Below are 21,989 nucleotides of genomic sequence, written 5' to 3'. Positions count from 1 at the left end.
GCCCGGGTCCGCCCGGTTGGCAGAATGACCGGTCATGACCGCAGCGACCACCCCGAAAGGGGAACGACGGCGCGCCGCGCTCGTCGAGGCCGCCGCGAAACTGCTCGTCGAGGGCGGGTTCGACGCCGTCCGGCACCGGGCCGTCGCCGAGCGGGCCGGGCTGCCGCTCGCCTCGACGACGTACTACTTCGACTCGCTGGAAGACCTGGTCACGGCGGCCGTCGAGCACCACGGGCATGCGGAGCTGGAGACGGGCCGCCGCCGGCTGGAGGAGCTGGCGACCCGCAACCGCGGCGTGCAGGCGACCGTCGACCTGGTGCTGGAGATGCTGCTGGGGCCGGAGACGGACGACGCGGAGGCGGACGCGGAAGCCGTGCTGCTGCGGTACGAGCGGCTGGTCGCGACCGGCCGCCGTCCGTACCTTCGGCCGCTGATGCGGACGCTGTCGGCCCAGCTCAACGAGCTGCTGACGGAGATCTTCGCCCGCTCGGGCACTCCGGTGAGCGAAGCCGACCTGGAACGGCTGGTGGCGCTGGTCGACGGCGCCGTCGTCAACGCCCTGATCGCGATCGACCCGGCCCCGCGCGCGGCCGCGTCCCGGATGCTGCAGAACGCACTCGACGGCACCTGAGTCGTTACTGTCGTGCAGGTGGATCTGAACCTGCTGACCGCCTTGGACGCGCTGCTGGAGGAGAACTCCGTGCAGGCGGCCGCCGACCGGCTGCACCTCACGCCACCCGCGATGAGCCGCACGCTCGCGCGGATCCGGGCGACGACCGGGGACGACATCCTGGTGCGCACCGGCCGCACGATGACCCCGACCCCTCGCGCGCTGGCGATGCGCGACGAGGTGCGGACCCTGGTGTCCCGAGCGAACAGGGTGCTGGCCCCGGCCCGCACGGTGGACCCGGCGACGCTGCGGCGCACGTTCACCATCCAGGGCCACGACGCGCTGCTCGCGGCGCTGTTCCCGGCGTTGCTGCGCACGGCGTCGGCGGAGGCGCCCGGGATCGGCTTGCGGTTGCTGGCGGAGGCCCCGGTGGACACGCCCGACCTGGCCCGCGGGCACGTCGACCTGGAGGTCGGGGCGACGGTGCCGGGCTCGCCGGAGATCAGCCACGACGTGGTCGGCGAGGACCGGTTGGCCCTGGTGAGCCGTGCGGGCCGGGCGCTGGACCTGGAGGAGTTCGCGGCGGCCGAGCACGTGATCGTGTCCCGGCGCGGCCGGTTGCGCGACGCGGTGGACAAGGCGCTGGCCGAGCTGGGGATGCGCCGCCGGGTGGTGGCGGCGCTCCCGACGGCGGCGCTGGCGCTGCAGGCGATCGCCCACAGCGACGTGGTGGGGGTGATGCCGGTCCGGGCCACGGCCCAGGCACGCGCGGACACGGAGTTGGCGGCGACGGAACTGCCCCTGGACCTGCCGGGCGCGTCGGTGGTGTTGAGCTGGCACAGCCGGTACGACACGGACCCGGCACACGAATGGCTGCGCGGGCACTGCCGCACGGCGCTGGCCGAGGTGCTGGCGGGCCCGGCGCCCGGGGAGCTCGCTTAGCGGCGGCGGAATCCCGCCGCCGGCCGCGCCCGCTGCCAGCGGCGGGATTCCGCCGCCGGTCGGGCCCGCTGCCCGCTGCCTGCTGCTGGCTGTTCCCGCCGCTGGCCGGGCCCGCTGCCCGCTGCCTGCTGCTGGCTGCTGGCTGTTCCCGCCGCTGGCCGGGCCCGCTGCCCGCTGCTCCCGCCGCCGGTCGGGCCCGCTGCCAGCTGCTGGCCGCTCCCGCCGCCGGCTGCGCCCGCTGCCTGCTGCTGGCTGTTCCCGCCGCTGGCTGTTCCCGCCGCTGGCCGCTCCCGCCGCTGGCTGCTCCTGCCGGCCGCTTTTGCCGCCGGCCGCCCCCGGCGAGCGGGGGCGGCCTCGAGCGGGTCGGGGATCCCGACCGGGCGGCCCCGGGGTCGGCGGGCCCCGGTCCGTTACTTGGGCAGCGTCACCAGCACCTCTCCGCGCGGCCCGTCCTCCGCCGCGTCCAGCATCGCCGCCGCCACCGTCGCGTGGCTGACCATCGCCGGGAACAGCCGGGGCGGCACGTCGCCGATGGGCACCGAACGCCGCGTCGGGCTGACCGGGCCGGCCTTCATCGGGCCCACCTGGATCACCGTGCCGCCCATGCCGAGGATCGCCGCGTCCGCGCCGACCTTGTCCGGCAGCTCGGCCTTCATGAGCCGGTTCACCAGCGTCTGCGTCAGCCACCCGGCCGCCCCCGCCGACGGGCCCGTCCCGAACGCCCCTACCGACACCGCGCGCGCCGGCGCCGCGGCCACCACCGCGCGTGCTCCCGCGGTCAGCACGCCGGGCGGGTCACCCTTCCTGAGACCCAGTGCGTCGAGCACGATTTCGCTGCCCCGCAACGCTTCCGCGATCCCGGCGGCATCGTTCACGTCGGCCGCGACCGGGGTCAACCGGTCGGTGGGGGACAGCGCGGGGTTCCGGCTGATGGCCACCACCTCGTGCCCGCGCGCCAGCGCCTGCTGCACCAGCTCACTGCCCACCGCGCCCGAAGCGCCGAGCACCGCCACCCGGCTCATCGCAGCACCTCCAGCGCCGCGGCGTGCAGACCCGGGGCGGCGACCAGGACGTCCGGGGAGTTGACGTCCCACGAACCCCCCGCGAGGTCGGAGACGACCGCGCCCGCTTCGCCGGCCAGGAGGGTACCGAGTGCCGTGCCCGGCAGGTCGGGTTCGTACTGCCAGAACACGTCGTACTGCCCGGAAGCCACGCCCAGCAACGGGAACGTCGTCGGGATCGTGTTGCGCACCAGCAACGCCCGCGACGCCATCGCCGCGAACGCGCCCGCGAACCGTTCGTAGACAACGGAGTCGTTGCCGCCCTGGCTCGCCGTCACCGCCGCGGCCGCGAGGTCGGTCTTGGCCGAGACCCGCAGCGGCTGTCCATTGAGGAACGCGCCCTGCCCGCGTTCCGCCGTGTACGTCAGGTCTCCGATCGGCTGGCGGAAGACGGCGAGCTCGGGCAGGCCGTCCGAGATCAGCGTGATGATCACGCCCCACTCCGGCAGGCCGTGCACGTGGTTGACCGCGCCCTCGGTGCCGTCGACCACCCACCACCGCCCGGCCGGCACCTCCCGGCCGCTCTCGTCTTCGTCCCACCAGCCCACGCCGTCGACGCCGTCGAGCGCCTCGCGGACGATCTTCGTCGAAGTCGCTTCGAGGCCGGTGCCGAGCTCGTACATCGCCGTCCGGTCCGCCGGCCGGCTCGCCGGGTCGAACGACTCCAGCAGAGCCGAGCCGGCCTTTTCCGCCGCCTGAACCATCGCTGCCAACAGGTTGTCGTTTGTCATGCACCCATTACGACACGGTTTGAGGCCTGACTCCAGTGCAATCTACTTAATCGACGAGTTACCGCTGTGCACTTGTCAGGACTTGCGCTGCGCCTTGGCCAGGTCGTCGCGGGACTTGGTGACCAACGCCAGCATCGCCTGCTCCGCCGCCACGGGGTCGCCGGCCACGATCGCGTCGAACACCTTCCGGTGGCTCGGCACCGGGTCCTCCGCCGCCGATGCCCCGTGCACGAGCTTGTCGCGCTCGGCCAGCCCGATCGCGATGACGCGTTCCATCCGCATCAGGAAGTTGTTGTGGGTGGCGGTCATCAGCCGCCGGTGGAACGCGAGGTCGGCCTGGACGCTCGCCTCCGCGTCGCCCGCCGCGGCCATGTCGGCCAGCGCCTCCCGCAGCGAATCGAGGTCTTCCTCCGACGCGCGTTCGGCCGCGATCCGCGCCGCCGCGGGCTCGACGACCGTGCGGACCTCGGTGAGCTCGTCGAGCAGGCCCGGATCGTCGGCGGCCGCGGTCTGCCAGCGCATGACGTCGGTGTCGAGCATGTTCCACTTCTCGCGCGGCTGGACGAACGTGCCGCGCTTCTGCCGGGCGTCGATCATCCCCTTCGCCGCCAGCACTTTCAGCGCCTCGCGCAGCGCGGTCAGGCTGATGTCGAGCTCTTCGCGCAGCGCCGGCAGGTCCAGGACGGTGCCCTCGCCCCACTCGTCGGAGAGGATCCGGCTGGCCAGTGCCTCCACGGTCTGGCCGTGCAACCCGCGTGGCCGGTGTTCGGTCAATGGAGGGGCCCTCTCAGCTGGCAGGTCGTGATCGGAGTCATCCTACGCCGCCCGCTAAGTCGTCATAAATTATGAATACATCTTGACACCGGCGTCGCCCGGTTGCACTCTTTGGCAGCAGTCACGCCCGCGAGGGCGCCCAAGACAAAGGGGTCACGACATGACGAGTGCAGGCCTGTCCCGCCGTCGTTTCCTGCGCAACGCGAGCCTGGCCGGCCTCGGCGCGATCGGGTCGTCCGGCTTCCTCGCCGCCTGCGCCACCTCCGCGAACTCCGGCCCGGTCAAGCAGGCCGCCGGCGCGGTCACCGTCCAATCGAACCTGTCCTCGCCCGAGGCGAAGAAGGCCATCGAAGCGCTGGCCCAGGCGTTCGGCGCGAAGGGCGGCGCGACGGCGACGGTCAACACCGTCGCGTCGGAGACCTTCCGCACCCAGCTGCCCAGCTACCTCACCGCGGCCACGCCGCCGGACACGTACACGTGGTACCCGGGTTCGCTGCTGTCCGGCTACGCGCGCAAGGGCCTGCTGCTCGACGTCGGCGACGTCTGGCAGACCATGGGCGACTACAGCGCCGCGTTCCGCGCGCTCTCCGGCGACGGCGCCGGGCACCAGGTCTTCGTCCCGACGTCCTACTACTGGTGGGGCTTCTTCTACCGGAAGTCCAACTTTGCGAAGTGGGGCGTGCAGCCGCCGACGAACTGGAGCGAGTTCCTCGCGCTGTGCGAAACCTTGAAGGGCAAGGGGATCGCGCCGATCGGGCTCGGCGCGGGCGGCAACACGCCGTGGACCGCGTCCGCGTGGTTCGACTACCTGAACATCCGGATCAACGGCGCGCCGTTCCACCGCGAGCTGCTCGCGGGCAAGCAGCGCTTCGACGACCCGCGCGTCAAGAAGATCTTCGACCCGTGGCGCCAGGCCCTGCCGTACTTCGACCCGAACGGCACCGCGATCGCGTTCCAGGACGCGACGACCGTGCTGCTCCAGGGCCGCACCGGCATGGTCCTCACCGGCACGTTCTTCGCCGACGCCGCTCCGAAGGACGCGCTCGACGACCTCGACTTCTTCCAGTTCCCGATCCTCGACCCGGCCGTCCCGGTGGCCGAGGAAGGCCCGACCGACGGCTTCTTCGCCAGTGCGCGCACCCCGCACGTCGCCGAGGTCAAGGAGTGGTTCAAGTACGTCGCGACGGCCGAGGCGCAGGAGCTCTACATCAAGAACTCCTCCGGCACGGTCCTGCCGACGAACCCGAAGGCCAAGGACAACGGCACGCCGCTGGTCCAAAAGGGACGGAAGCTGCTCACCGACGCCAAGGAGATCACGCAGTTCTTCAACCGCGACTCCTCCGACGCGCTGCAGCCGACCGCCGACGCCGCGCTGATCCGGTTCATCCAGAAGCCGAACGAGCTCGACTCGATCCTGAGCGACTGGCAGACGGCCGCGCAGAAGGTCTGGCAGTCCTGAGATGGCGGTGCTGACCGCGAAACGGCCCGACACGGCGTTCCTGGCCGCGAAACGCCGTCGTCGCCGGATTTCGCCCGTGCTGCTGGCGTTCGTCCTGGTGCCCCTCGTCGTCGAGGGGTTCTGGGTGTTCTGGCCGGCGCTGCAGGGATTCTACCTGGCGCTGACGAACTGGGACGGCGTCTCGGCGCCCACGTTCGTCGGCCTGGGGAACTTCGCCGAGATGTTCTCCGACGACATCTTCAAGACGGCGGCGCTGGACACGGTGATCTGGCTCGTGCTCTTCGGCGGCCTCTCGGCCGTCGGGGGGCTCGCGCTGGCCACGCTGCTGCAGAAGGAACGGCGCGGTGTCGGGTTCTACCGGGCCGCGTTGTTCACACCGGTAGTGTTTTCGCTGGTCGCGACGTCGCTGATCTGGCAGGTGATCTACCAGCCGGACGGCGTCGTGAACCGGCTGCTCGGCGCGATCGGGCTCGTCAGCTGGCAGCACGCGTGGCTCGCGGACCCGAAGACCGCGCTGTACGCGGTGCTCATCCCGGCGTTGTGGCGGCAGCTCGGCTACGTCATGGTGCTGTACCTGGCCGGGCTCAAGGGCATCGACCCGGCGCTGTACGAAGCGGCCAAACTGGACGGTGCGACCGCGTGGCAGCAGTTCCGCAACGTGACGTGGCCGCAGCTGCGCAGCGTCAACTCCGTGGTCCTGTCGGTGATCATCATCGACTCGCTGCGGTCGTTCGACGTCATCTGGTCGATGACGAAGGGCGGGCCGTACCACTCGTCCGAGGTGCTGAGCACGTACATGTACGCGACGGCGTTCCAGTCGCTGCGGCTCGGCTACGCGTCCGCGCTGGCCGTGGTGATCTTCGTGCTGGCGTTCGGCGTGATCGTGACCTACCTCGTGCGCGCGTTCCGGGAGGACTCGTGAGGAGGACGCGCACGTTCGGGTTCCACCTGCTCGCGGGCGGGCTCTCGGTGCTGTGGCTGCTGCCGATCGCGCTGGTGCTGACGACGAGCGTCCGGACGTTCTCCGACATCGCGTCGAACGGCCTGGGCGCGCTGCCGGCGTCGTTCTCGCTCGACGGGTTCGGCCAGGCGTGGGGCGAGGGCGGCGGCGGGCACGCGATGCTCAACAGCCTGATCGTCACGATCCCGACCGTGCTGCTGGCCCTGCTGCTGAGTTCGGCGGCGGCGTTCGCGCTGAGCCGCTACCAGATACCGTTCCGCCGCACGATCATCCTGGTCATGCTGGCGGGAAACCTGCTGCCGCCGCAGATCCTGCTCGTGCCGGTCGCGAAGCTGGCCGAACTGCTGGGCATCTACGACACACTGACGGCGCTGATCGTCGTGCAGGTCGGGTTCGGGCTCGGGTTCTACACGTTCGTGCTGCAGGGGTTCATGCGGTCGATCCCGGACGAGATCCAGCAGGCGGCGCTGATCGACGGCGCCGGCGTCGCGCAGATCTTCTGGCGGATCATCCTGCCGATGACCCGCCCGGCGCTGGCCGCGCTCGGCGCGCTGGCGTTCACCTGGACGTTCAACGACCTGCTGTGGTCGATCACCGTGCTGCGCACCGGCACGGTGATGCCGGTGACGCCGGCGCTGCTCGGCCTGCAGGGGCAGTACGTGTCCAACTGGAACGTGATCGCGGCGGGCTCGGTCATCGCGGCCGTGCCGACGGTCGCGGTGTTCCTGCGGTTCCAGAAGCACTTCATTTCGGGGCTGGCGATCGGGGCGATCAAATGACGTGGACCGTGGCCATGAAGTCCACTTCGTACACGGTGGCGCTGGATCCGTCTTCCCGGTGGGCCGAACTCGTCGCGTGGGGGCCGTCCGGGATCGAGGACGGGCCGTCGGTGTTCACGAACGCGGGCTCGGTGCACTTCATCACCGATGCCGACGCGGCACCGGTGGAGTACGCCCCGCTGGGCCTGCGCCCGTTCTCCGGCGCGGACGTCTCGGTGCGCGGCGGTTCCTGGTGGCGCTTCGACTCCGCGTCCCACGACGGCGACCTGCGGTTGACCTTCGTGGATGAACTGGTCGGGCTGCGCGCGGTGCTGTGCTACCGGCCGGTGCCCGAGACCGACGTCCTGACCCGGTGGGTCGAGTTCACGAACACCGGTGCCGAGCCGCTGGAGTTCGACCGGCTCGGCTCGGCCGGGGTGTGCGTGCCCACCGTGTCCGGTGCCCAGCTGACGTACCTGACCGGGCAGTGGTCGCAGGAGTTCACCCGGCAGTCCGTTCCGCTGCCCGCCGGCGGGTTCCGGATGGAGAGCCGGTTCGGCGTCCCGGGGCACGCTCACGTCCCGTGGCTGGCGGTCCAGGACTCCTCGGGCGGCGCTGCTTTCGGCGTTTCCCTGGAATGGCCGGGTTCGTGGGAGATCTCCGCCGATGTGGAGCCTTCCGGGCTGACCCGCGTCCGGGCCGGGCGGCTGCCCTCGCCGGGACCGGTGCGGCTCGAGCCCGGAGCTTCGCTGGCGACTCCGGCTGTCGCGCTGGCGTCCAGTGTGGACGGACTGGCCGGGCTGGCGTCGGTGTGGCACGACTACGACCGGGTGCTGGCGGGCGCGCGGTGGCGACGCCCTCGCCCGGTGCTCTACAACTCCTGGGAGGCAACGGGTTTCGACGTCCGGAGCGAGCATCAGCTGGAGCTGGCGAAGCGCGCGGCCGACCTCGGCGTCGAGCTGTTCGTGGTGGACGACGGCTGGTTCACCGGCCGTGACGACGACACCGGCGGCCTCGGTGACTGGACGCCGGCGGAGGAGTCGTTCGGCGCGTTCGTCGATGCGGTGCGTGAGCTGGGGCTTGAGTTCGGCCTGTGGGTCGAGCCGGAGGCGGTCAGCCCGAAGTCGCAGCTCTACGCGTCGCACCCGGACTGGGTGTACCGCATCGACGGGCGCCCGCTCACGTTGATCCGCAACCAGCTCCTGCTGGACCTGGGGCTGCCCGAGGTCGTCGCGTTCGTCAAGTCCACTCTGGACTCACTGCTGACGGCGTACCCGATCTCGTACCTGAAGTGGGACATGAACCGGCCGCCGACGGAACGCGGCCGGCCGGGCGCACCGCTCGCGGACCTCGACGCCGAGCACGTGGCGGGCTACCTGTCGGTGCTGGACCACCTGCGTTCGGCGCACCCCCACGTGACGATCGAGGCGTGCGCGGGCGGCGGCGGCCGGACCGACCTGGCCACGGTGGCCCGCACGGACGTGGTGTGGCCGAGCGACAACACCGGGCCGCTGGACCGCCTGGCGATCCAGGACGGGTTCCTGCTGATGCACGCGCCGCACCTGATGAGCTCGTGGGTGACGGACTCCCCGGGCGTGTTCGACCCGCGGCCCCGGTCGCTGCGGTTCCGGTTCGTGACGGCGATGGCCGGGGTGCTGGGTATCGGCGCGAACCTGTCGCAGTGGACCGACGCCCAGCACGCCGAAGCGGCCTCGCTGGTGGCGCTGTACAAGCGGATCCGCTCGGTCATCCACCACGGAACGGCCCGGGTACTGGCCGGCCCATCCGCTCCCACGGCGGCAACGCAGTACACGTCCGAGGACGGCGACACGGTGGTCGTGCTGGCGTGGAGCACCGGCCCCCTGACGGGCGCCCCGCTGGTGCCGGGCCGCTCGTCACGGGTGCGGCTGCACGTGGATGCGTCCTATGTGGACGAGACGGGAGCCCGCTACTCGGGCGCGCACCTGAGGTACGCGGGCCTCCCGTTCGATTGGACGGCCGACCACGACGCCGACGTCGTGATCCTCCGCCGGTCAGGGCAGTGAGACCGGCAGCACGAAGGTCGGTGAGCCCGTCGGGTAGCTGCGCAGTTCCGCGTCGCCGGAGGCGGTCAGGGTGAACGCCGTGACCGCGTCCGCCGACTGGGCCGCCACGTAACACGTCCCGTCCACCAGGGCGAAGTGGCGCGGGTTCGCGCCGCACGGCTGGTCGGCCACCGCGGCCGCGTCGTCGAGGGCGAACTCCGTCACGCAGTCCGGGCCGCGGTTGGACACGTACATCCGTGAGCCGGCCAGCTCCAGGTGGGCCACCAGGTTGGGCGTCACCGAAGACAGCGTCGACGGTGTCACGGCCACCACCTCGAACGCGCCCGGGGACGGCTCGCGGACCGTCACCACCGTCCCGGCCAGTTCGCCGACCACGTACGCCAGGTCCGTGCCCGGCCGCCGGACCAGCTGGCGCGGGCCCGTGCCCGGCGGCAGCTCGGACACCGCGAGCAGTTCCAGGGAACCGCCGGAAGACAGCGTGTAGCTGCGGATCTCGTCCGTGCCCAGGTCGACCGCGCTCACGATGCCGTCGCCGGGAACGGCCATGTGGACGTGCGCGGCCTCTTGGCGATCCGCGTCAGGACCGCTGCCGGTGTGCTGGACCAAGGCCGTCCGGGAGCCCAGCCCGCCGTCGGCAGTCAGGGAGAACACCGCCAGGCTGCCGCCCGTGTAGTTGGCGCACAGCAGGAACCGGCCGTCCGGGGTCACCGCCAGGTGGCACGGGTGCGCGCCGCCCGTCTCGGCCGTGCCCAGCACGGACAACGCGCCGGCGTCCGAAAGCGCCAAGGCCGTCACGCCGCCGGCCGCGGTCTCGTTCGCCGCGTACAGCACCGGCAACGACGGGTGCTTCGCCAGCCACGACGGCGACTCCATCGGCAGCGAGGCGACTTCCGTCAGATCGCCGGTGGCGGACCGCGAGAACGTCGTGATCCCGGTGCCGTTCCCCGCGTCGCCGGTGTAGCACCCGACGAAGACCAGCTCAGCCATGCGCGCTCCTCAACAGCGTTTCGACCCGGGCGGAGATCTCCGCGACGGTGCCGCGGGTCAGCGCCGAGCCGACCCCGCACGCCACCGCGCCCGCCGCCAGCCAGCCTGGCACGTCCGCCGGTCCGATGCCGCCGGTGGGCACCAGCGGCGCCTGCGGGAGTGCCGCCCGGACGTCCTGCACCCAGGACGGGCTCAGCGCCGAGGCGGGGAAAACCTTGACGGCGTCGGCACCTTCTTCCAGCGCCCGCACGATTTCGGTCACCGAGCCGGCGCCGGGGAACGCCGCCGCGCCGTACCGGTGAGCGGTACGGATCACCGCCGCGTCCACCGACGGCGAGACCAGGAACCGCGCGCCCGCGCGGATCGCCAGTACCGCGGACGCCTCGTCGAGCACCGTGCCGGCGCCGATCGTCGCGTCCGGGTAAGCCGCGGACAGCCCCGAGATCGCGTCCAGCGCGCCCGGGTTCGTCAGCGGCAGCTCGATCGAGCGCAGCCCCGCTTCCAGGGCCGCGCGCGCCGCCGAAACCGCCGATTCCGCGTCGTGCGTGCGCACGATCCCGACGACGCCCTGACGCACCGCGTTCGCCGTGATCTCCCAGCGATAGGTCATCGGTCCACCTCCGTGCCGAGCAGTGCTTTCGTGAGTTCGCCCCGGTCGGGCAGGCCTTCCAGGTCGGTCCGCGTGCCGACGACCAGCGCCGCGCAGGCCGCGCCCGCCCGCAGCGCGTCCTCCGGCGACGCGCCCCGCAGCCACGCCGACAGGTACCCCGAGGTCAGCGCATCCCCGGCGCCGACCGGGTCGACGACCCGCGTGACCAGGCTCGGCTGCGACCACGAGCCGTCGGCCGTCACCGCTCGCGCGACCTTGTCCCGCTGCTTGACGACCACCGTCTGCGCCCGGCCCGCGAGCAGCGCGTCCGGCGTCTGCCCGAGCAGGTCGAGCTCGTCTTCTCCGGCGAAGACGAGGTCCGCCCTGGTCAGCAGCGGGCCGACGGTCTCGCGCCAGACGTCCGGTTTGGCGAGCTTCAGCCGGACGTTCGGGTCGAAGGACACCCAAGCGCCCGAAGCGCGGGCCAGCGCGAAGAGCGCTTCGACGGCTTCGCACGCGTCAGGCGACAGCATCGCCGTGATTCCGGAGACGTGTACGAGCCGAGCACCGTCGAGACCTGCGTCGCGCACGTACGCAGCTGACAAGCGCGAAGCTGCGGAGCCGCTTCGGTGGTACTCGACCGTCTCGGTGTCCCGGATCAGGAAGCCGGTGTACGCGTCCGGATCGGCTTCGACCTGCGAGACGTCGACGTCGTCCGCGCGCAGGGTGGCGAGCACGTGCGCGCCGGACGGGTCGTCGCCGACTCGGCTCAGCCAGCGGACGCGGTGGCCGAGCCGGGCCAGCCCGACGGAGACGTTGGTCTCCGCGCCGGCGACGGACGACGTGAAGGTGCGGGCGCGCCGCAGGGCGACGCCGGGCTCGGCGAGCAGCAGCCGCATCGCCTCGCCGAGAGTGACGACTTCGGTGTTCATCGCCGACAGCATAGCGCGTGAAATCTTAATTTAGGATTTATTCTTGACGGAGACCGAGACGCCCCGGCATGCTGCTCCACGGCTTCGCTCGACGCTGTTTCATCGGAGAAGGGTGTCCGGCAACATGCTCTTGAAGAGATCCTTAGCGGTCGTAGCAGCGGCAGCCGCCGCGCTCACCGCCATCGCGATCCCCGCACAGGCAACACCGGCCGTGGACCAAGGTGCTCCCGACTACTACGACAGCGGGGTCGCGAAGACCCCGTACATGGGCTGGAACACCTACTACGGCCTCGGCGCGCCCAGTGAGGCGTCGGTGAAGTCCGTCGCGGACTTCCTCGTCTCCAGCGGCCTGCGTGACGCCGGCTATCGCTACGTCTGGATCGACGGCGGCTGGACCGCCCCCGACCCGCGCGACGCCCAGGGCAACCTCCTCGCGGACAGCGCGAAGTTCCCCAGTGGACTGTCCACTTTGGTCAAGTACCTGCACGACCGCCACCTGCTGGCCGGCATCTACACCGACGCGGGCGCCTCCGACGGCAAGAACTGCGCGGCCGGCTCCGGCGGCCACTACGAGCAGGACACCAAGCGCTTCGCGAACTGGAAGTTCGACGCCGTGAAGGTCGACTTCCTCTGCGGCATCGCCCAGAACCTCAAGCCCGCGGACGCGTTCACGCAGTTCAGCAAGGCCCTCGCCAAGGCGGGCCGGCCGATGGTGCTCAACGTCTGCAACCCGGTCACCGACGAGTGGGGCACCCCGCACGGGCCCGACCAGGTCGCCGGCATCGCCTACAGCTACGGCCCGCTGGTCGCCGACTCCTGGCGCACCAGCACGGACATCGCGTTCGGCACGCCGTACGAGGGCATCTGGACCGACGTCCTGCGCAACATGGACGCCAACGCCGCGCACCCCGAGGCGAACGGGCCGGGCCACTACAACGACCCCGACTACCTGATCCCGATGCGCAAGACCGAGCAGGGCACTTACGAGCTGAACGAGGAGGAGTCGACCACCCAGTTCGTCATGTGGGCGGAGATGGCCTCCCCGCTGATCCTCGGCTCGGACCCGCGCACGCTGCCCGCGTCGATGATCAGCACGCTGAAGAACCCGGAGATCGTCGGCGTCAACCAGGACCGCCTCGGCATCCAGGGCGTCCGGATCGCGACGACCGGCAGCACCGACACCTACAGCAAGGTCCTCTCCCGCGACGGCGACCGCGCGGTTGTCCTGCTCAACCGCGGCGAGGCACCGACGCAGATGACGCTGAACTTCGCCGACGCCGGTCTCAAGGGGCGAGTGTCCATTCGCGACCTCCGCGCTCGCGCCGACCGAGGCAGCGCGAGCGGCTCGTACACGGTCACGGTCCCCGCGCACGGCACGGCGTTCCTGCGCCTGCACGGCACCGACCTCGTCCCGGGTGACGACCTCGGCGGCGACGCGTCGGCGAGCCCGGCGATCGTCCGCACCGGCGGCAAGACCGTGACGTTCTTCCGCGACCGCGACGGCTCCCTGCAGGTCAAGGGCCTCGACGGGCCGGGCCGGGTCGGTGGCAAGTTCCTCGGCCAGCCGGCCGCGGTGGCGACGTCCACCGGCATCGACGTCTACGTCCGCGGCCTCGACAACGCCCTCTACCAGCGCAGCTACTCGAAGCGCTGGGGCGACTGGAAGCGGCTCGGCGGAACGCTGACCGACTCGCCGTCCGTGACCACCGACGGGACGGTCTTCGTCCGCGGCGCCGACGGCCAGGTCTGGCAGCGGACCAGTGCCGGTCAGTGGTCCGGTCTCGGGGCGCCCGGCGGCAAGCCGATCTACGGCCGGCCCGGCGCGGCGACGGCCACGAGCGGCACGGTCGTCGCCGTCCGGACCGCCGACGACAGCGTCTGGGCCCGCACGAAGACGGGCGGCACCTGGTCGGACTGGACGTCGGTCGGTGGCACGGTCAGCAGCAGCCCGACGCTCGTCGCGGTCGGGGCGAAGGTCGCGCTCACCGCGTCCGCGAGCGACTACTCGCTGTGGGCCAACGACTGGTCCGGCTCCTGGGCAGGCTGGTTCAAACGGCCGGAGTACCCGAGCGGGAGCATCGTGGGAACCCTCGGCGCCGCGTCCGACGGCGCGTCGCTGTGGTTCGCCGCCCGCGGGCCGGACGACCATGTCCACGTAGCCAAGTTCTAGGAAGTGGAGTCGGCGATGTCTGCGCGCACGGCGGTGGTGACCGGAGCGGCGTCCGGGATCGGGGCGGCGACGGCCCGGAAGCTGCTCGACGACGGCTATCGCGTGCTGGGCGTGGACATCGCCGAACTCCCCGACGGGGTCGTTCCCATCCGGGGTTCGGTCAGCGACGAGGCGACCTGGGCGGACATCGGTGCGGTGGACGCCCTGGTCAGCAACGCCTACGTACCCAGCACCGGGGCGCTGCACGAGATCGGCCGCGGCGAGTGGGAACGCCAGCTCGACGTCAACCTGACCGGCACGTACCTAGCCCTGAAGGCCTGCCTGCCGTCGCTGCGGGCCCGGGGCGGCGCGGTCGTGCTGGTCTCGTCGGTGCACGCGCACTTCGGCCTGCCGGGCCACCCCGCGTACGCCGCGAGCAAGGGCGCGCTGGTCGCGCTGGCCCGGCAGCTCGCCGTCGAATACGCCCCTGACGTGCGGGTCAACTCCGTGCTGCCGGGGCCGGTGCTCACCCAGGCCTGGGACCGCATCTCGCCGGAGAACCGCGAACGCAGCGCCCGGGCGACCCCGGCGGGCCGGCTCGGTGACCCGGCGGAGGTGGCGAACGTGATCGCTTTCCTGCTCTCGGACGCGGCGTCGTTCGTCACCGGGGCCGAGCTGACCGTCGACGGCGGCTGGTCCGCCGCCAAGGATTCCGCGTAGATGGGGGACACGGGTGAAGATCACCGGGGTTGAAACGTTTCTGGTCGCGCCGCGCTGGCTGTTCCTCAAGGTCAGCACGGACGAGGGCATCAGCGGCTGGGGCGAGCCCGTGGTCGAGGGCCGCGCGGAGACCGTGCGCGCGGCCGTCCACGAAATGTCCGAGCTGCTGATCGGCCAGGACCCGCTGCGCATCGAGGACCACTGGCAGGTGCTGCGCCGCGGCGGGTTCTACCGCGGCGGCCCGGTGCTCTCCAGCGCGCTGGCCGGCTTCGACCACGCGCTCTGGGACATCGCCGGCAAGGTCCGCAACGCGCCGGTGCACGAGCTGCTCGGCGGCCCGGTCCGTGACCGCGTCCGGGTCTACAGCTGGGTCGGCGGCGATCGGCCGTCCGGTATCCGCGAGGCCGTGTCCGCGCAGGTCGAGGCCGGGTTCACGGCGGTGAAGATGAACGTCGCCGGCCCGCTGACCGCGATCGCGTCGCCCGCGGAGGCCGACGCCGCGGTGGCGCGCGCCTGGGAAGCGCGGGAGGTGCTCGGCCCGCACCGCGACCTCGCGATCGACTTCCACGGCCGCGTCTCGCCCGCGATGGCGCGGCGGCTGGTCAAGCTGCTCGAGGACGTCCAGCCGATGTTCGTCGAGGAACCGGTGCTGCCGGAGACCCAGGGCGACGCGCTGCGCTCGATCGTCGAGGCGTCCACGGTGCCGGTCGCGGTCGGCGAGCGGCTGTACTCGCGCTGGGAGTTCAAGCCGGTGCTCGACGCGGGTGTCGCTGTGGTGCAGCCCGACCCGTCGCACGCGGGCGGCATCTCCGAGCTGCGGCGGATCGGCGCGCTCGCCGAGATCTACGGCGCGTCGCTGGCGCCGCACTGCCCGCTCGGGCCGATCTCCCTGGCCGCGTCGCTGCAGGTCGCGTTCGCGACGCCGAACTTCCTGATCCAGGAACAGAGCGTCGGCATGCACTACCACGAGGGCCGCGAGCACGCGTACCTCACGGATCCGTCGATCTTCGCCTTCCAGGACGGTTACGCGGCCCGCCCGCTCGGGCCCGGCCTCGGCATCGAGGTCGACGAAGCGGCCGTCCGCCGCGCCGACGAGGCCGGGCACACCTGGCGTTCACCGGTGTGGCGCCACGACGACGGCGGTCTCGCCGAATGGTGACCTGGCTCGACCGCGGCGACCTGCGGCTCGGCCTGGTGCCCGAACTCGGCGGCCGGCTGCTGTCGGTGCGCCACCGCGGCGTCGAGTTGTTGTGGCGCAACACCGATCTGCTCGACGACTACCTGCGCGGCGAGTACGCACCGAACTCCGGGCAGATGGGCGACTGGGTCAACTACGGCGGCGACAAGACGTGGCCCGCGCCGCAGGGCTGGGAGGGTCCGGACCAGTGGCCCGGCCCGCCCGGCCCGGTCCTCGACTCCGGGCCGTACTCCGTGGCCACCGACGGGGACACGGTCACCATGACCAGCGCGCCGGACCCGCGCACCGGCCTGCGCTTCACGCGGGCGATAACCCTGCTCGACGACGGCTACCGGCTGGACCTGCGCGCGGAGAACGTCAGTTCGCGACCGGTGCGCTGGGCTCTGTGGAACGTCACGCAGCTCCCCGGCGGCGGCCCGGTCACCGCCGGGCTCCGGCGGCCCGAAGTGGTCGCGCTGGTGGCCGGGACCGGCACGCCGGAGTACACAGTGGACGGTGACCGGCTGGTCGTGCCGGCCCAGGACGTCGTCGGCAAGCTGGGCGTGCCGGGCACGGCGGGCTGGGTGACGTACGGCGCGCTGACGCTGTCGTTCGAGGTCGACCCGGCGGGCGAGTACCCGGACGAGGGCTCGCCGCTGGAGATCTGGCTGGAGCACCCGCTGCCCGCGCCGCTCGCGGAGCTGGGTGACCTCGACCCGCCGGCGCGGATCGTCGAGCTGGAAGTGCTCGGCCCGCTGACCACCTTGGCGCCCGGCGAAGTGACCGGCTTGTCGATTCGTGCCGAAGTCCGGGAAGATGACGTGTGACCTTCACCGCCCGAAGCCTGATCGCCGCGGTGTTCGCGCTGGCGATCACCGCCGCCGTCCCCGTCGCCGCCCACGCGCAGGAGGCGCCGGAGTGCCCGGCGAACCTCGACTGCCGGTTCGTGCCCGCCGCCTACGACTGGTCGAGCACCGACCACGGCAACCCGAACAACTACGGCAACTACGACCCGGCGAACCGGCCCGGGGACGGCCAGCAGATCCGGTACATCGTCATCCACGACACCGAAAGCCTGCCCGGCAGCGGCGTGAGCCCGTACGACCAGGCCATCGCCACGTTCCAGAAGCCGGCGAGCGGTTCGAGCGCGCACTACGTGATCCGTTCGTCCGACGGCCAGGTCACGCAGATGGTGCCGACCGAGGACGTCGCCTGGCACGCCGGCAACTGGACGATGAACGAGCACTCGATCGGCATCGAGCACGAGGGCATCGCGACGCAGGGCGGCACCTGGTACACCGAGCAGATGTACCGCGCCTCCGCGGACCTCGTGAAGTTCCTGGCGGCGAAGTACCACATCCCGCTCGACCGCGAGCACATCCTCGGCCACGAGGACGTCTCCCGCGAGCGCACCAGCAACTTCGCGGCCGCGCACTGGGACCCGGGCCCCTACTGGGACTGGGCCCACTACATGGACCTGCTCGGCGCGCCGATCAAGGCGACCGGCGGCCCGGCGAGCCAGGCCGTGACGATCAAGCCGGACTACGCGACCAACCAGCCCGAGCTCACCGACTGCACCAAGAGCCCCTGCACGCCGCTGCCGGCCCACGGCGCGAACTTCGTCTACCTGCACACCGCGCCGGACGCGGCGTCCCCGCTGATCACCGACTCCGTCGTGCACCCGGACGGTTCGGCGGGCACGACCGCGATCGACGACTGGAGCGACAAGGCCGTCGCCGGCCGCACCTACGCGCTCGCCGGGCAGCAGGGCGACTGGACGGCGATCTGGTACGGCGGGAAGCAGGCGTGGTTCGAGAACCCGGGCCACCGGGCGACCGTTCCGGCACGCGCCCAGCGGGTGACGGCGGCCACTTCGGTGCCGTTGTACGGGCGCGCGTTCCCCGAACAGTCCGAGTACCCGGCCGAGATCCCGTTCGACCCGATCTGGACGGTCGGCGCCATCCCGTGGACGCTGCCGGCCGGCCAGAGCTACGTCGTCACCGGCGAGTTCCGGGCGGAGAACTACTACGCGCGCTTCGACCCGGCGGACGTGCCGGCCAACCACACGCTGGTCACCGGCGGGACGAAGTACCTCCAGCTCTCCTACAACCACCGGGTGGTCTACGTGAAGGCGTCCGACGTGCAACCCTGCTGACCTGCGCAGGTATCGTGAGGGCGTGACGGACAAGCCCCGCATTCCGAACGTGCTCGCCGCCCGCTACGCCTCGGCGGAGCTGGTCTCGCTCTGGTCGCCGGAGCAGAAGGTCGTCCTGGAGCGGCAGCTCTGGCTCGCCGTCCTCAAGGCGCAGAAGGACCTCGGCGTCGAGGTGCCCGACGGCGTCGTCGAGGACTACGAGCGCGTGCTCGAAGACGTGCGGCTGGAATCGATCGCCGAGCGGGAGCGGGTCACCCGGCACGACGTCAAGGCGCGCATCGAGGAGTTCAGCGACCTCGCCGGCCAGGAGCACATCCACAAGGGCATGACCTCGCGCGACCTCACCGAGAACGTCGAGCAGCTGCAGCTGCTCCGCTCGCTGGAGCTCGTGCGCACCCGCGTCGCCGCCGTGCTGGCGCGGCTGGCCGCCCTCGCCGTCGAGCACGCCGACACCGTCATGGCCGGCCGCTCGCACAACGTCGCCGCGCAGGCCACCACCCTCGGCAAGCGGTTCGCCACCGCGGCCGACGAGCTGCTCGTCGCCTTCGAACGGCTCGACAACCTCATCGAGCGCTACCCGCTGCGCGGCATCAAGGGCCCGGTCGGCACCGCGCAGGACATGCTCGATCTGCTCGGCGACGAGTCCACTTTGGACCAGCTCGAAGACCGCGTCATGCAGCACCTCGGCTTTAACCAGAGATTCGTCAGCGTCGGCCAGGTGTACCCGCGCTCGCTCGACTTCGACGTGCTGTCCACTGTGGTCCAGCTCGCGGCGGCGCCGTCCAGCCTGGCCAAGACGGTCCGGCTGATGGCCGGGCACGAGCTGGTCACCGAGGGCTTCAAGCCCGGCCAGGTCGGCTCGTCCGCCATGCCGCACAAGATGAACACCCGCTCGTGCGAGCGCGTGAACGGCCTCGCGGTCGTGCTGCGCGGCTACCTCTCCATGATCGGCGAGCTGGCCGGCGACCAGTGGAACGAGGGCGACGTTTCCGACTCGGTCGTCCGCCGCGTCGCGCTGCCGGACGCCTTCTTCGCGCTCGACGGCCTGCTGGAGACCTTCCTCACGGTCCTTTCCGAGTTCGGCGCCTTCCCGGCGGTGATCGAGCGTGAGCTTGATCGCTACCTGCCGTTCCTCACCACCACGAAGGTGCTCATGGCCTCGGTCCGCGCGGGCGTCGGACGTGAGACGGCCCACGAGGCGATCAAGGAGCACTCCGTCGCCGTCGCGCTGGAGATGCGGGAAGGCCGCGCCGAAAACGACCTCCTCGACCGCTTCGCCGCCGACGAGCGCATCCCCCTCGACCGCGGTGAGCTGGACAAGCTGCTGGCCGACCGCATCTCGTTCACCGGTACGGCCGGCCGCCAGGTCGCGCAGGTGGCCGAGCGCGTGGCGCAGGTGCTCGAGCGGTTCCCCGCGGCCGCGGGCTATGCGCCGCAACCGATCCTGTGAGCTGACGCACCCGTCCACGGAGTGGAACGAATCCACACGAACGGGCGAAATCCCTAATCTCGATCGCTGACCACGGAGCGCTGCGAAGCGCTATTCCTCACCATGGAAGAAGCGATGAGATCCACGCTGTCCAGAATCGCCGCCGCCCTCACCGCGGGCGCGCTGACGTTGACCCTCGCCGCCTGCGGTGGTTCCGACGCGGGGTCGACCACCCTGCGCGTCGGGACCCTGAGCGACGCCCCGCCGTCGATCTACCTGGAGAACGGCCGGTTCACCGGTTACGACAACGAGTTGCTGCGCGACATCGCCCAGCGTGAGGGCTTCGAGGTCGAGTTCGTCGGCACCGAGTTCTCGAGCCTGCTGGCCGGCGTCGCGACCGGCAAGTTCGACATCGGCAGCTCGACGATCTCCAGCACCGAGGCGCGCAAGAAGACGGTCTCCTTCTCCAACGGCTACAACACCGGCTTCACCACGATCGTGACCGCGAAGGGCGCGAACCTCAAGGACCCGGCGGCGTTCGCGGGCAAGCGGCTCGGCGTCGTCCAGGGTTCGGTGCAGGACGAGTTCGCGGGCAAGACCGCCGGTGCCCAGGTCGTCCGCTTCCCGGACTACAACGCGGGTTTCGCGCAGCTGAAGAACGGCGCGCTCGACGGCTGGGTCGTGCCGCAGGACATCGGCCAGAAGTACCTGGACCAGAACCCCACGGTCCCGCTGGAGCTCGGCTACACGGTCGAGGACAAGGACACGCCGTCGGCCTTCGCCGTCGCCAAGAACAACCCCGACCTGCTGAAGAAGCTCAACGACGGGCTCGCCAAGGCGATCGCGGACGGTTCGGTCGCCCGCATCTACGGCCAGTTCTACAAGACGACGCCCCTGTCGAAGGAACTCCAGCAGGGCGGCCCGGGCCTGCCCGTCAAGAACGTGGGTGCGTGACATGAAGAAGCTGATCGTCACCGTGCTGGCCGCCGCCCTGACGCTCACCGCGTGCGGTGGTTCGGACAACGCCTCCTCGACGCTGCGCGTGGGCACGTTGAGCGACGCGCCGCCGAACATCTTCCTGAAGGACGGCAACTACACCGGCTTCGACAACGAGCTCCTCAAGGCTGTCGCGGCCAAACAGAACCTCAAGCTGGAGTTCGCCGCGACGGACTTCTCCGCGCTGCTGGGGCAGGTCGCGTCGGGCCGCTACGACATCGCCAGCTCGGCGATCGCGCAGACCGACGAGCGCAAGAAGACGGTCGACTTCTCGTCGGCGTACGACTTCGAGACCATGAGCATCCAGGCCAAGCAGGGCACGCCGGTCACCGACGAGCAGGGCCTGGCCGGCAAGCGTGTCGCCGTCATCCAGGCGACCGTCGGCGACCACTGGCTGACCGGCACGGTGCCCACCGCGCAGGCCGTGCGGTTCCCGGACTACGCCGCCGCGCTGACCGCGTTGAAGAGCGGCGCGGTCGACGCGTACATCCTCGACCAGAGCATCGCCGAGAAGAACGTCACCGACAACCCGGACGCCAAGCTCGTCGTCGTGAAGAGCTTCGTCACCGACGTGCCGCACGGCTTCGCGGTGAAGAAGGGCAACACCGAGCTGCTCGGGAAGATCAACGACGGGCTCAAGCAGGTGATCTCCGACGGGACCTGGCTTAAGCTGCACCAGCAGTTCCTGCCGACCGCTCCGGTGCCGGCCGGGTTCCAGGGTTAGGAGAAGCATGAAGAAGACACTGGTCACGGCGCTCACCGCGACCTTGCTGGCCGCGCTCACGGCGTGCGGCGGCTCGGACAGCGGCGGCGACAAGACCTTGCGGGTCGGCACGCTGAGCGACTCGAAGCCGAACGCCTACCAGGAGAACGGCAACTACACCGGGTTCGACAACGAGCTGCTGAAGGCCATCGCGGCCAAGGAAGGCCTGAAGCTCGAGTTCGCCGCGACGGAGTTCTCGGCCCTGCTCGGCCAGGTCGCCAACGGCACGTTCGACATCGGCAGCTCGGCGATCTCCCAGACCGACGCCCGCAAGAAGACGGTCGACTTCTCGGCGCCGTACAACTACCAGTCCCTCGGCATCGAGGCCAAGGAGACCGCCGGCATCACCGACGAGAACTCCCTGGCGGGCAAGCGGATCGGCGTCGTCCAGGGCACGGTCTCGGACACGTGGCTCGGCACGAACGCGCCGACCGCGCAGGCCGTCCGCTTCCCCAACGACGCGGCCGCCCTCAACGCCCTCAAGACCGGCGCGATCGACGGTGCGGTGTTCGACCAGGCCACGGCCGAGGACTACGCGAAGAACAACGCCGACGCGAAGCTCAAGGTGACCAAGGCGATCACCACGACCATCCCGCACGGGTTCGCGTTCAAGAAGGGCAACACCGACCTGATCGCCAAGGTCAACGACGGCCTCAAGAAGGTCATCGCGGACGGCACCTGGGTCAAGGTGCACGACCAGTTCGAGCCGACCGCGCCCGTGCCCGCCGAGTTCAAAGCGGGGCAGTAGTCC

21 protein-coding genes are annotated in these 21,989 nt (G+C 71.2%); 15 read left to right on the top strand and 6 right to left on the bottom strand.

Annotated elements, in window-relative coordinates; translation table 11 throughout:
• Positions 1-34: 34 nt before the first annotated feature.
• Entirely contained in the window at positions 35-631 is a 597-nt protein-coding gene (locus QSK39_RS10555; protein ID WP_285477430.1) for a TetR/AcrR family transcriptional regulator, read from the top strand.
• A gap of 18 nt (positions 632-649) precedes the next feature.
• The gene (locus tag QSK39_RS10550; RefSeq protein WP_285477429.1) at positions 650-1,552 is read left to right on the top strand and encodes a LysR family transcriptional regulator; all 903 of its coding nucleotides are present in this window, start codon (positions 650-652) and stop codon (positions 1,550-1,552) included.
• 410 nt (positions 1,553-1,962) lie between these two features.
• On the opposite strand, the gene QSK39_RS10545 is transcribed toward QSK39_RS10550, so the two are convergent.
• The 3 genes from QSK39_RS10545 to QSK39_RS10535 all read right to left on the bottom strand — a co-directional run bounded on the left by QSK39_RS10545 (position 1,963) and on the right by QSK39_RS10535 (position 4,118).
• Positions 1,963-2,574 (bottom strand): NAD(P)-dependent oxidoreductase, encoded by a 612-nt coding sequence (locus QSK39_RS10545; protein WP_285477428.1) that lies wholly within the window; start codon positions 2,572-2,574, stop codon positions 1,963-1,965.
• Positions 2,571-3,344 (bottom strand): inositol monophosphatase family protein, encoded by a 774-nt coding sequence (locus tag QSK39_RS10540; RefSeq protein WP_285477427.1) that lies wholly within the window; start codon positions 3,342-3,344, stop codon positions 2,571-2,573. Before QSK39_RS10540 ends, QSK39_RS10545 begins: the two co-directional genes overlap by 4 nt.
• Before the next feature lie 75 nt (positions 3,345-3,419).
• Entirely contained in the window at positions 3,420-4,118 is a 699-nt protein-coding gene (locus QSK39_RS10535) for a FadR/GntR family transcriptional regulator (RefSeq protein ID WP_285477426.1), read from the bottom strand.
• Between the two features lie 160 nt (positions 4,119-4,278).
• Between QSK39_RS10535 and QSK39_RS10530 the strand changes: the two genes are divergently transcribed.
• Genes QSK39_RS10530 through QSK39_RS10515 form a run of 4 tightly spaced genes read left to right on the top strand, consistent with a single transcriptional unit; the run spans position 4,279 to position 9,341 of the window.
• Entirely contained in the window at positions 4,279-5,577 is a 1,299-nt protein-coding gene (locus tag QSK39_RS10530) for an ABC transporter substrate-binding protein (RefSeq protein ID WP_285477425.1), read from the top strand.
• A 1-nt stretch (position 5,578) separates the two neighbouring features.
• The gene (locus QSK39_RS10525) at positions 5,579-6,499 is read left to right on the top strand and encodes a carbohydrate ABC transporter permease (protein ID WP_285477424.1); all 921 of its coding nucleotides are present in this window, start codon (positions 5,579-5,581) and stop codon (positions 6,497-6,499) included.
• The gene (locus tag QSK39_RS10520) at positions 6,496-7,317 is read left to right on the top strand and encodes a carbohydrate ABC transporter permease (protein ID WP_285477423.1); all 822 of its coding nucleotides are present in this window, start codon (positions 6,496-6,498) and stop codon (positions 7,315-7,317) included. The genes QSK39_RS10525 and QSK39_RS10520 overlap by 4 nt, the downstream gene beginning before the upstream one ends.
• Positions 7,314-9,341, top strand: coding sequence for an alpha-galactosidase (locus QSK39_RS10515; RefSeq protein ID WP_285477422.1), 2,028 nt, complete (start codon positions 7,314-7,316; stop codon positions 9,339-9,341). Before QSK39_RS10520 ends, QSK39_RS10515 begins: the two co-directional genes overlap by 4 nt.
• Here QSK39_RS10515 and QSK39_RS10510 read toward each other — a convergent pair.
• The 3 genes from QSK39_RS10510 to QSK39_RS10500 are packed head-to-tail and all read right to left on the bottom strand — an operon-like array spanning position 9,330 to position 11,849.
• The gene (locus QSK39_RS10510) at positions 9,330-10,328 is read right to left on the bottom strand and encodes a lactonase family protein (RefSeq protein ID WP_285477421.1); all 999 of its coding nucleotides are present in this window, start codon (positions 10,326-10,328) and stop codon (positions 9,330-9,332) included. The two genes, QSK39_RS10515 and QSK39_RS10510, sit on opposite strands and share 12 nt — an antisense overlap.
• Positions 10,321-10,938, bottom strand: coding sequence for a bifunctional 4-hydroxy-2-oxoglutarate aldolase/2-dehydro-3-deoxy-phosphogluconate aldolase (locus QSK39_RS10505; RefSeq protein ID WP_285477420.1), 618 nt, complete (start codon positions 10,936-10,938; stop codon positions 10,321-10,323). The genes QSK39_RS10510 and QSK39_RS10505 overlap by 8 nt, the downstream gene beginning before the upstream one ends.
• Positions 10,935-11,849, bottom strand: coding sequence for a sugar kinase (locus QSK39_RS10500; protein ID WP_285477419.1), 915 nt, complete (start codon positions 11,847-11,849; stop codon positions 10,935-10,937). Before QSK39_RS10500 ends, QSK39_RS10505 begins: the two co-directional genes overlap by 4 nt.
• 211 nt (positions 11,850-12,060) lie before the next feature.
• Here QSK39_RS10500 and QSK39_RS10495 point away from each other — a divergent pair, with 211 nt between their 5' ends.
• The 9 genes from QSK39_RS10495 to QSK39_RS10455 all read left to right on the top strand — a co-directional run bounded on the left by QSK39_RS10495 (position 12,061) and on the right by QSK39_RS10455 (position 21,986).
• Positions 12,061-14,019, top strand: coding sequence for a DUF8189 domain-containing protein (locus tag QSK39_RS10495; RefSeq protein ID WP_285477418.1), 1,959 nt, complete (start codon positions 12,061-12,063; stop codon positions 14,017-14,019).
• Positions 14,020-14,034: 15 nt separating this feature from the next.
• Positions 14,035-14,718, top strand: a complete 684-nt coding sequence (locus QSK39_RS10490; RefSeq protein ID WP_285477417.1) for an SDR family NAD(P)-dependent oxidoreductase — start codon at positions 14,035-14,037, stop codon at positions 14,716-14,718.
• A gap of 13 nt (positions 14,719-14,731) precedes the next feature.
• On the top strand, positions 14,732-15,877 hold the full coding sequence (dgoD, locus tag QSK39_RS10485) for a galactonate dehydratase (protein WP_285477416.1): 1,146 nt from the start codon (positions 14,732-14,734) through the stop codon (positions 15,875-15,877).
• Entirely contained in the window at positions 15,871-16,722 is an 852-nt protein-coding gene (locus QSK39_RS10480; protein WP_285477415.1) for a DUF4380 domain-containing protein, read from the top strand. The genes dgoD and QSK39_RS10480 overlap by 7 nt, the downstream gene beginning before the upstream one ends.
• Positions 16,719-18,050 (top strand): N-acetylmuramoyl-L-alanine amidase, encoded by a 1,332-nt coding sequence (locus QSK39_RS10475; protein ID WP_285477414.1) that lies wholly within the window; start codon positions 16,719-16,721, stop codon positions 18,048-18,050. Before QSK39_RS10480 ends, QSK39_RS10475 begins: the two co-directional genes overlap by 4 nt.
• A gap of 22 nt (positions 18,051-18,072) precedes the next feature.
• Complete coding sequence (purB, locus tag QSK39_RS10470) at positions 18,073-19,500, top strand: adenylosuccinate lyase (protein ID WP_285477413.1); 1,428 nt, start codon at positions 18,073-18,075, stop codon at positions 19,498-19,500.
• A 114-nt stretch (positions 19,501-19,614) separates the two neighbouring features.
• Positions 19,615-20,433, top strand: a complete 819-nt coding sequence (locus QSK39_RS10465) for a substrate-binding periplasmic protein (protein WP_285477412.1) — start codon at positions 19,615-19,617, stop codon at positions 20,431-20,433.
• A 1-nt stretch (position 20,434) separates the two neighbouring features.
• Positions 20,435-21,199 (top strand): ABC transporter substrate-binding protein, encoded by a 765-nt coding sequence (locus QSK39_RS10460; protein WP_285477411.1) that lies wholly within the window; start codon positions 20,435-20,437, stop codon positions 21,197-21,199.
• A gap of 7 nt (positions 21,200-21,206) precedes the next feature.
• The gene (locus tag QSK39_RS10455) at positions 21,207-21,986 is read left to right on the top strand and encodes an ABC transporter substrate-binding protein (RefSeq protein ID WP_285477410.1); all 780 of its coding nucleotides are present in this window, start codon (positions 21,207-21,209) and stop codon (positions 21,984-21,986) included.
• Positions 21,987-21,989: the final 3 nt, after the last annotated feature.

This window comes from Amycolatopsis sp. NBRC 101858 (assembly GCF_030269325.1).
GTDB classification, from domain to species: Bacteria; Actinomycetota; Actinomycetes; order Mycobacteriales; family Pseudonocardiaceae; genus Amycolatopsis; species Amycolatopsis ponsaeliensis.
Note: the sequence above shows the minus strand (reverse complement) of the source record. Positions and strands in the feature narration are given on the sequence as shown.

Bases quoted from the DNA above. Each gene is read 5' to 3' on its own strand.
- QSK39_RS10490 (WP_285477417.1), top strand. From the start codon at position 14,035: ATGTCTGCGCGCACGGCGGTGGTGACCGGAGCGGCGTCCGGGATCGGG.
- QSK39_RS10505 (WP_285477420.1), bottom strand. From the start codon at position 10,938: ATGACCTATCGCTGGGAGATCACGGCGAACGCGGTGCGTCAGGGCGTC.
- QSK39_RS10500 (WP_285477419.1), bottom strand. From the start codon at position 11,849: ATGAACACCGAAGTCGTCACTCTCGGCGAGGCGATGCGGCTGCTGCTC.
- QSK39_RS10545 (WP_285477428.1), bottom strand. From the start codon at position 2,574: ATGAGCCGGGTGGCGGTGCTCGGCGCTTCGGGCGCGGTGGGCAGTGAG.
- QSK39_RS10510 (WP_285477421.1), bottom strand. From the start codon at position 10,328: ATGGCTGAGCTGGTCTTCGTCGGGTGCTACACCGGCGACGCGGGGAAC.
- QSK39_RS10540 (WP_285477427.1), bottom strand. From the start codon at position 3,344: ATGACAAACGACAACCTGTTGGCAGCGATGGTTCAGGCGGCGGAAAAG.
- QSK39_RS10525 (WP_285477424.1), top strand. From the start codon at position 5,579: ATGGCGGTGCTGACCGCGAAACGGCCCGACACGGCGTTCCTGGCCGCG.
- QSK39_RS10455 (WP_285477410.1), top strand. From the start codon at position 21,207: ATGAAGAAGACACTGGTCACGGCGCTCACCGCGACCTTGCTGGCCGCG.
- QSK39_RS10515 (WP_285477422.1), top strand. From the start codon at position 7,314: ATGACGTGGACCGTGGCCATGAAGTCCACTTCGTACACGGTGGCGCTG.
- QSK39_RS10530 (WP_285477425.1), top strand. From the start codon at position 4,279: ATGACGAGTGCAGGCCTGTCCCGCCGTCGTTTCCTGCGCAACGCGAGC.
- QSK39_RS10480 (WP_285477415.1), top strand. From the start codon at position 15,871: ATGGTGACCTGGCTCGACCGCGGCGACCTGCGGCTCGGCCTGGTGCCC.
- QSK39_RS10555 (WP_285477430.1), top strand. From the start codon at position 35: ATGACCGCAGCGACCACCCCGAAAGGGGAACGACGGCGCGCCGCGCTC.
- QSK39_RS10460 (WP_285477411.1), top strand. From the start codon at position 20,435: ATGAAGAAGCTGATCGTCACCGTGCTGGCCGCCGCCCTGACGCTCACC.
- QSK39_RS10465 (WP_285477412.1), top strand. From the start codon at position 19,615: ATGAGATCCACGCTGTCCAGAATCGCCGCCGCCCTCACCGCGGGCGCG.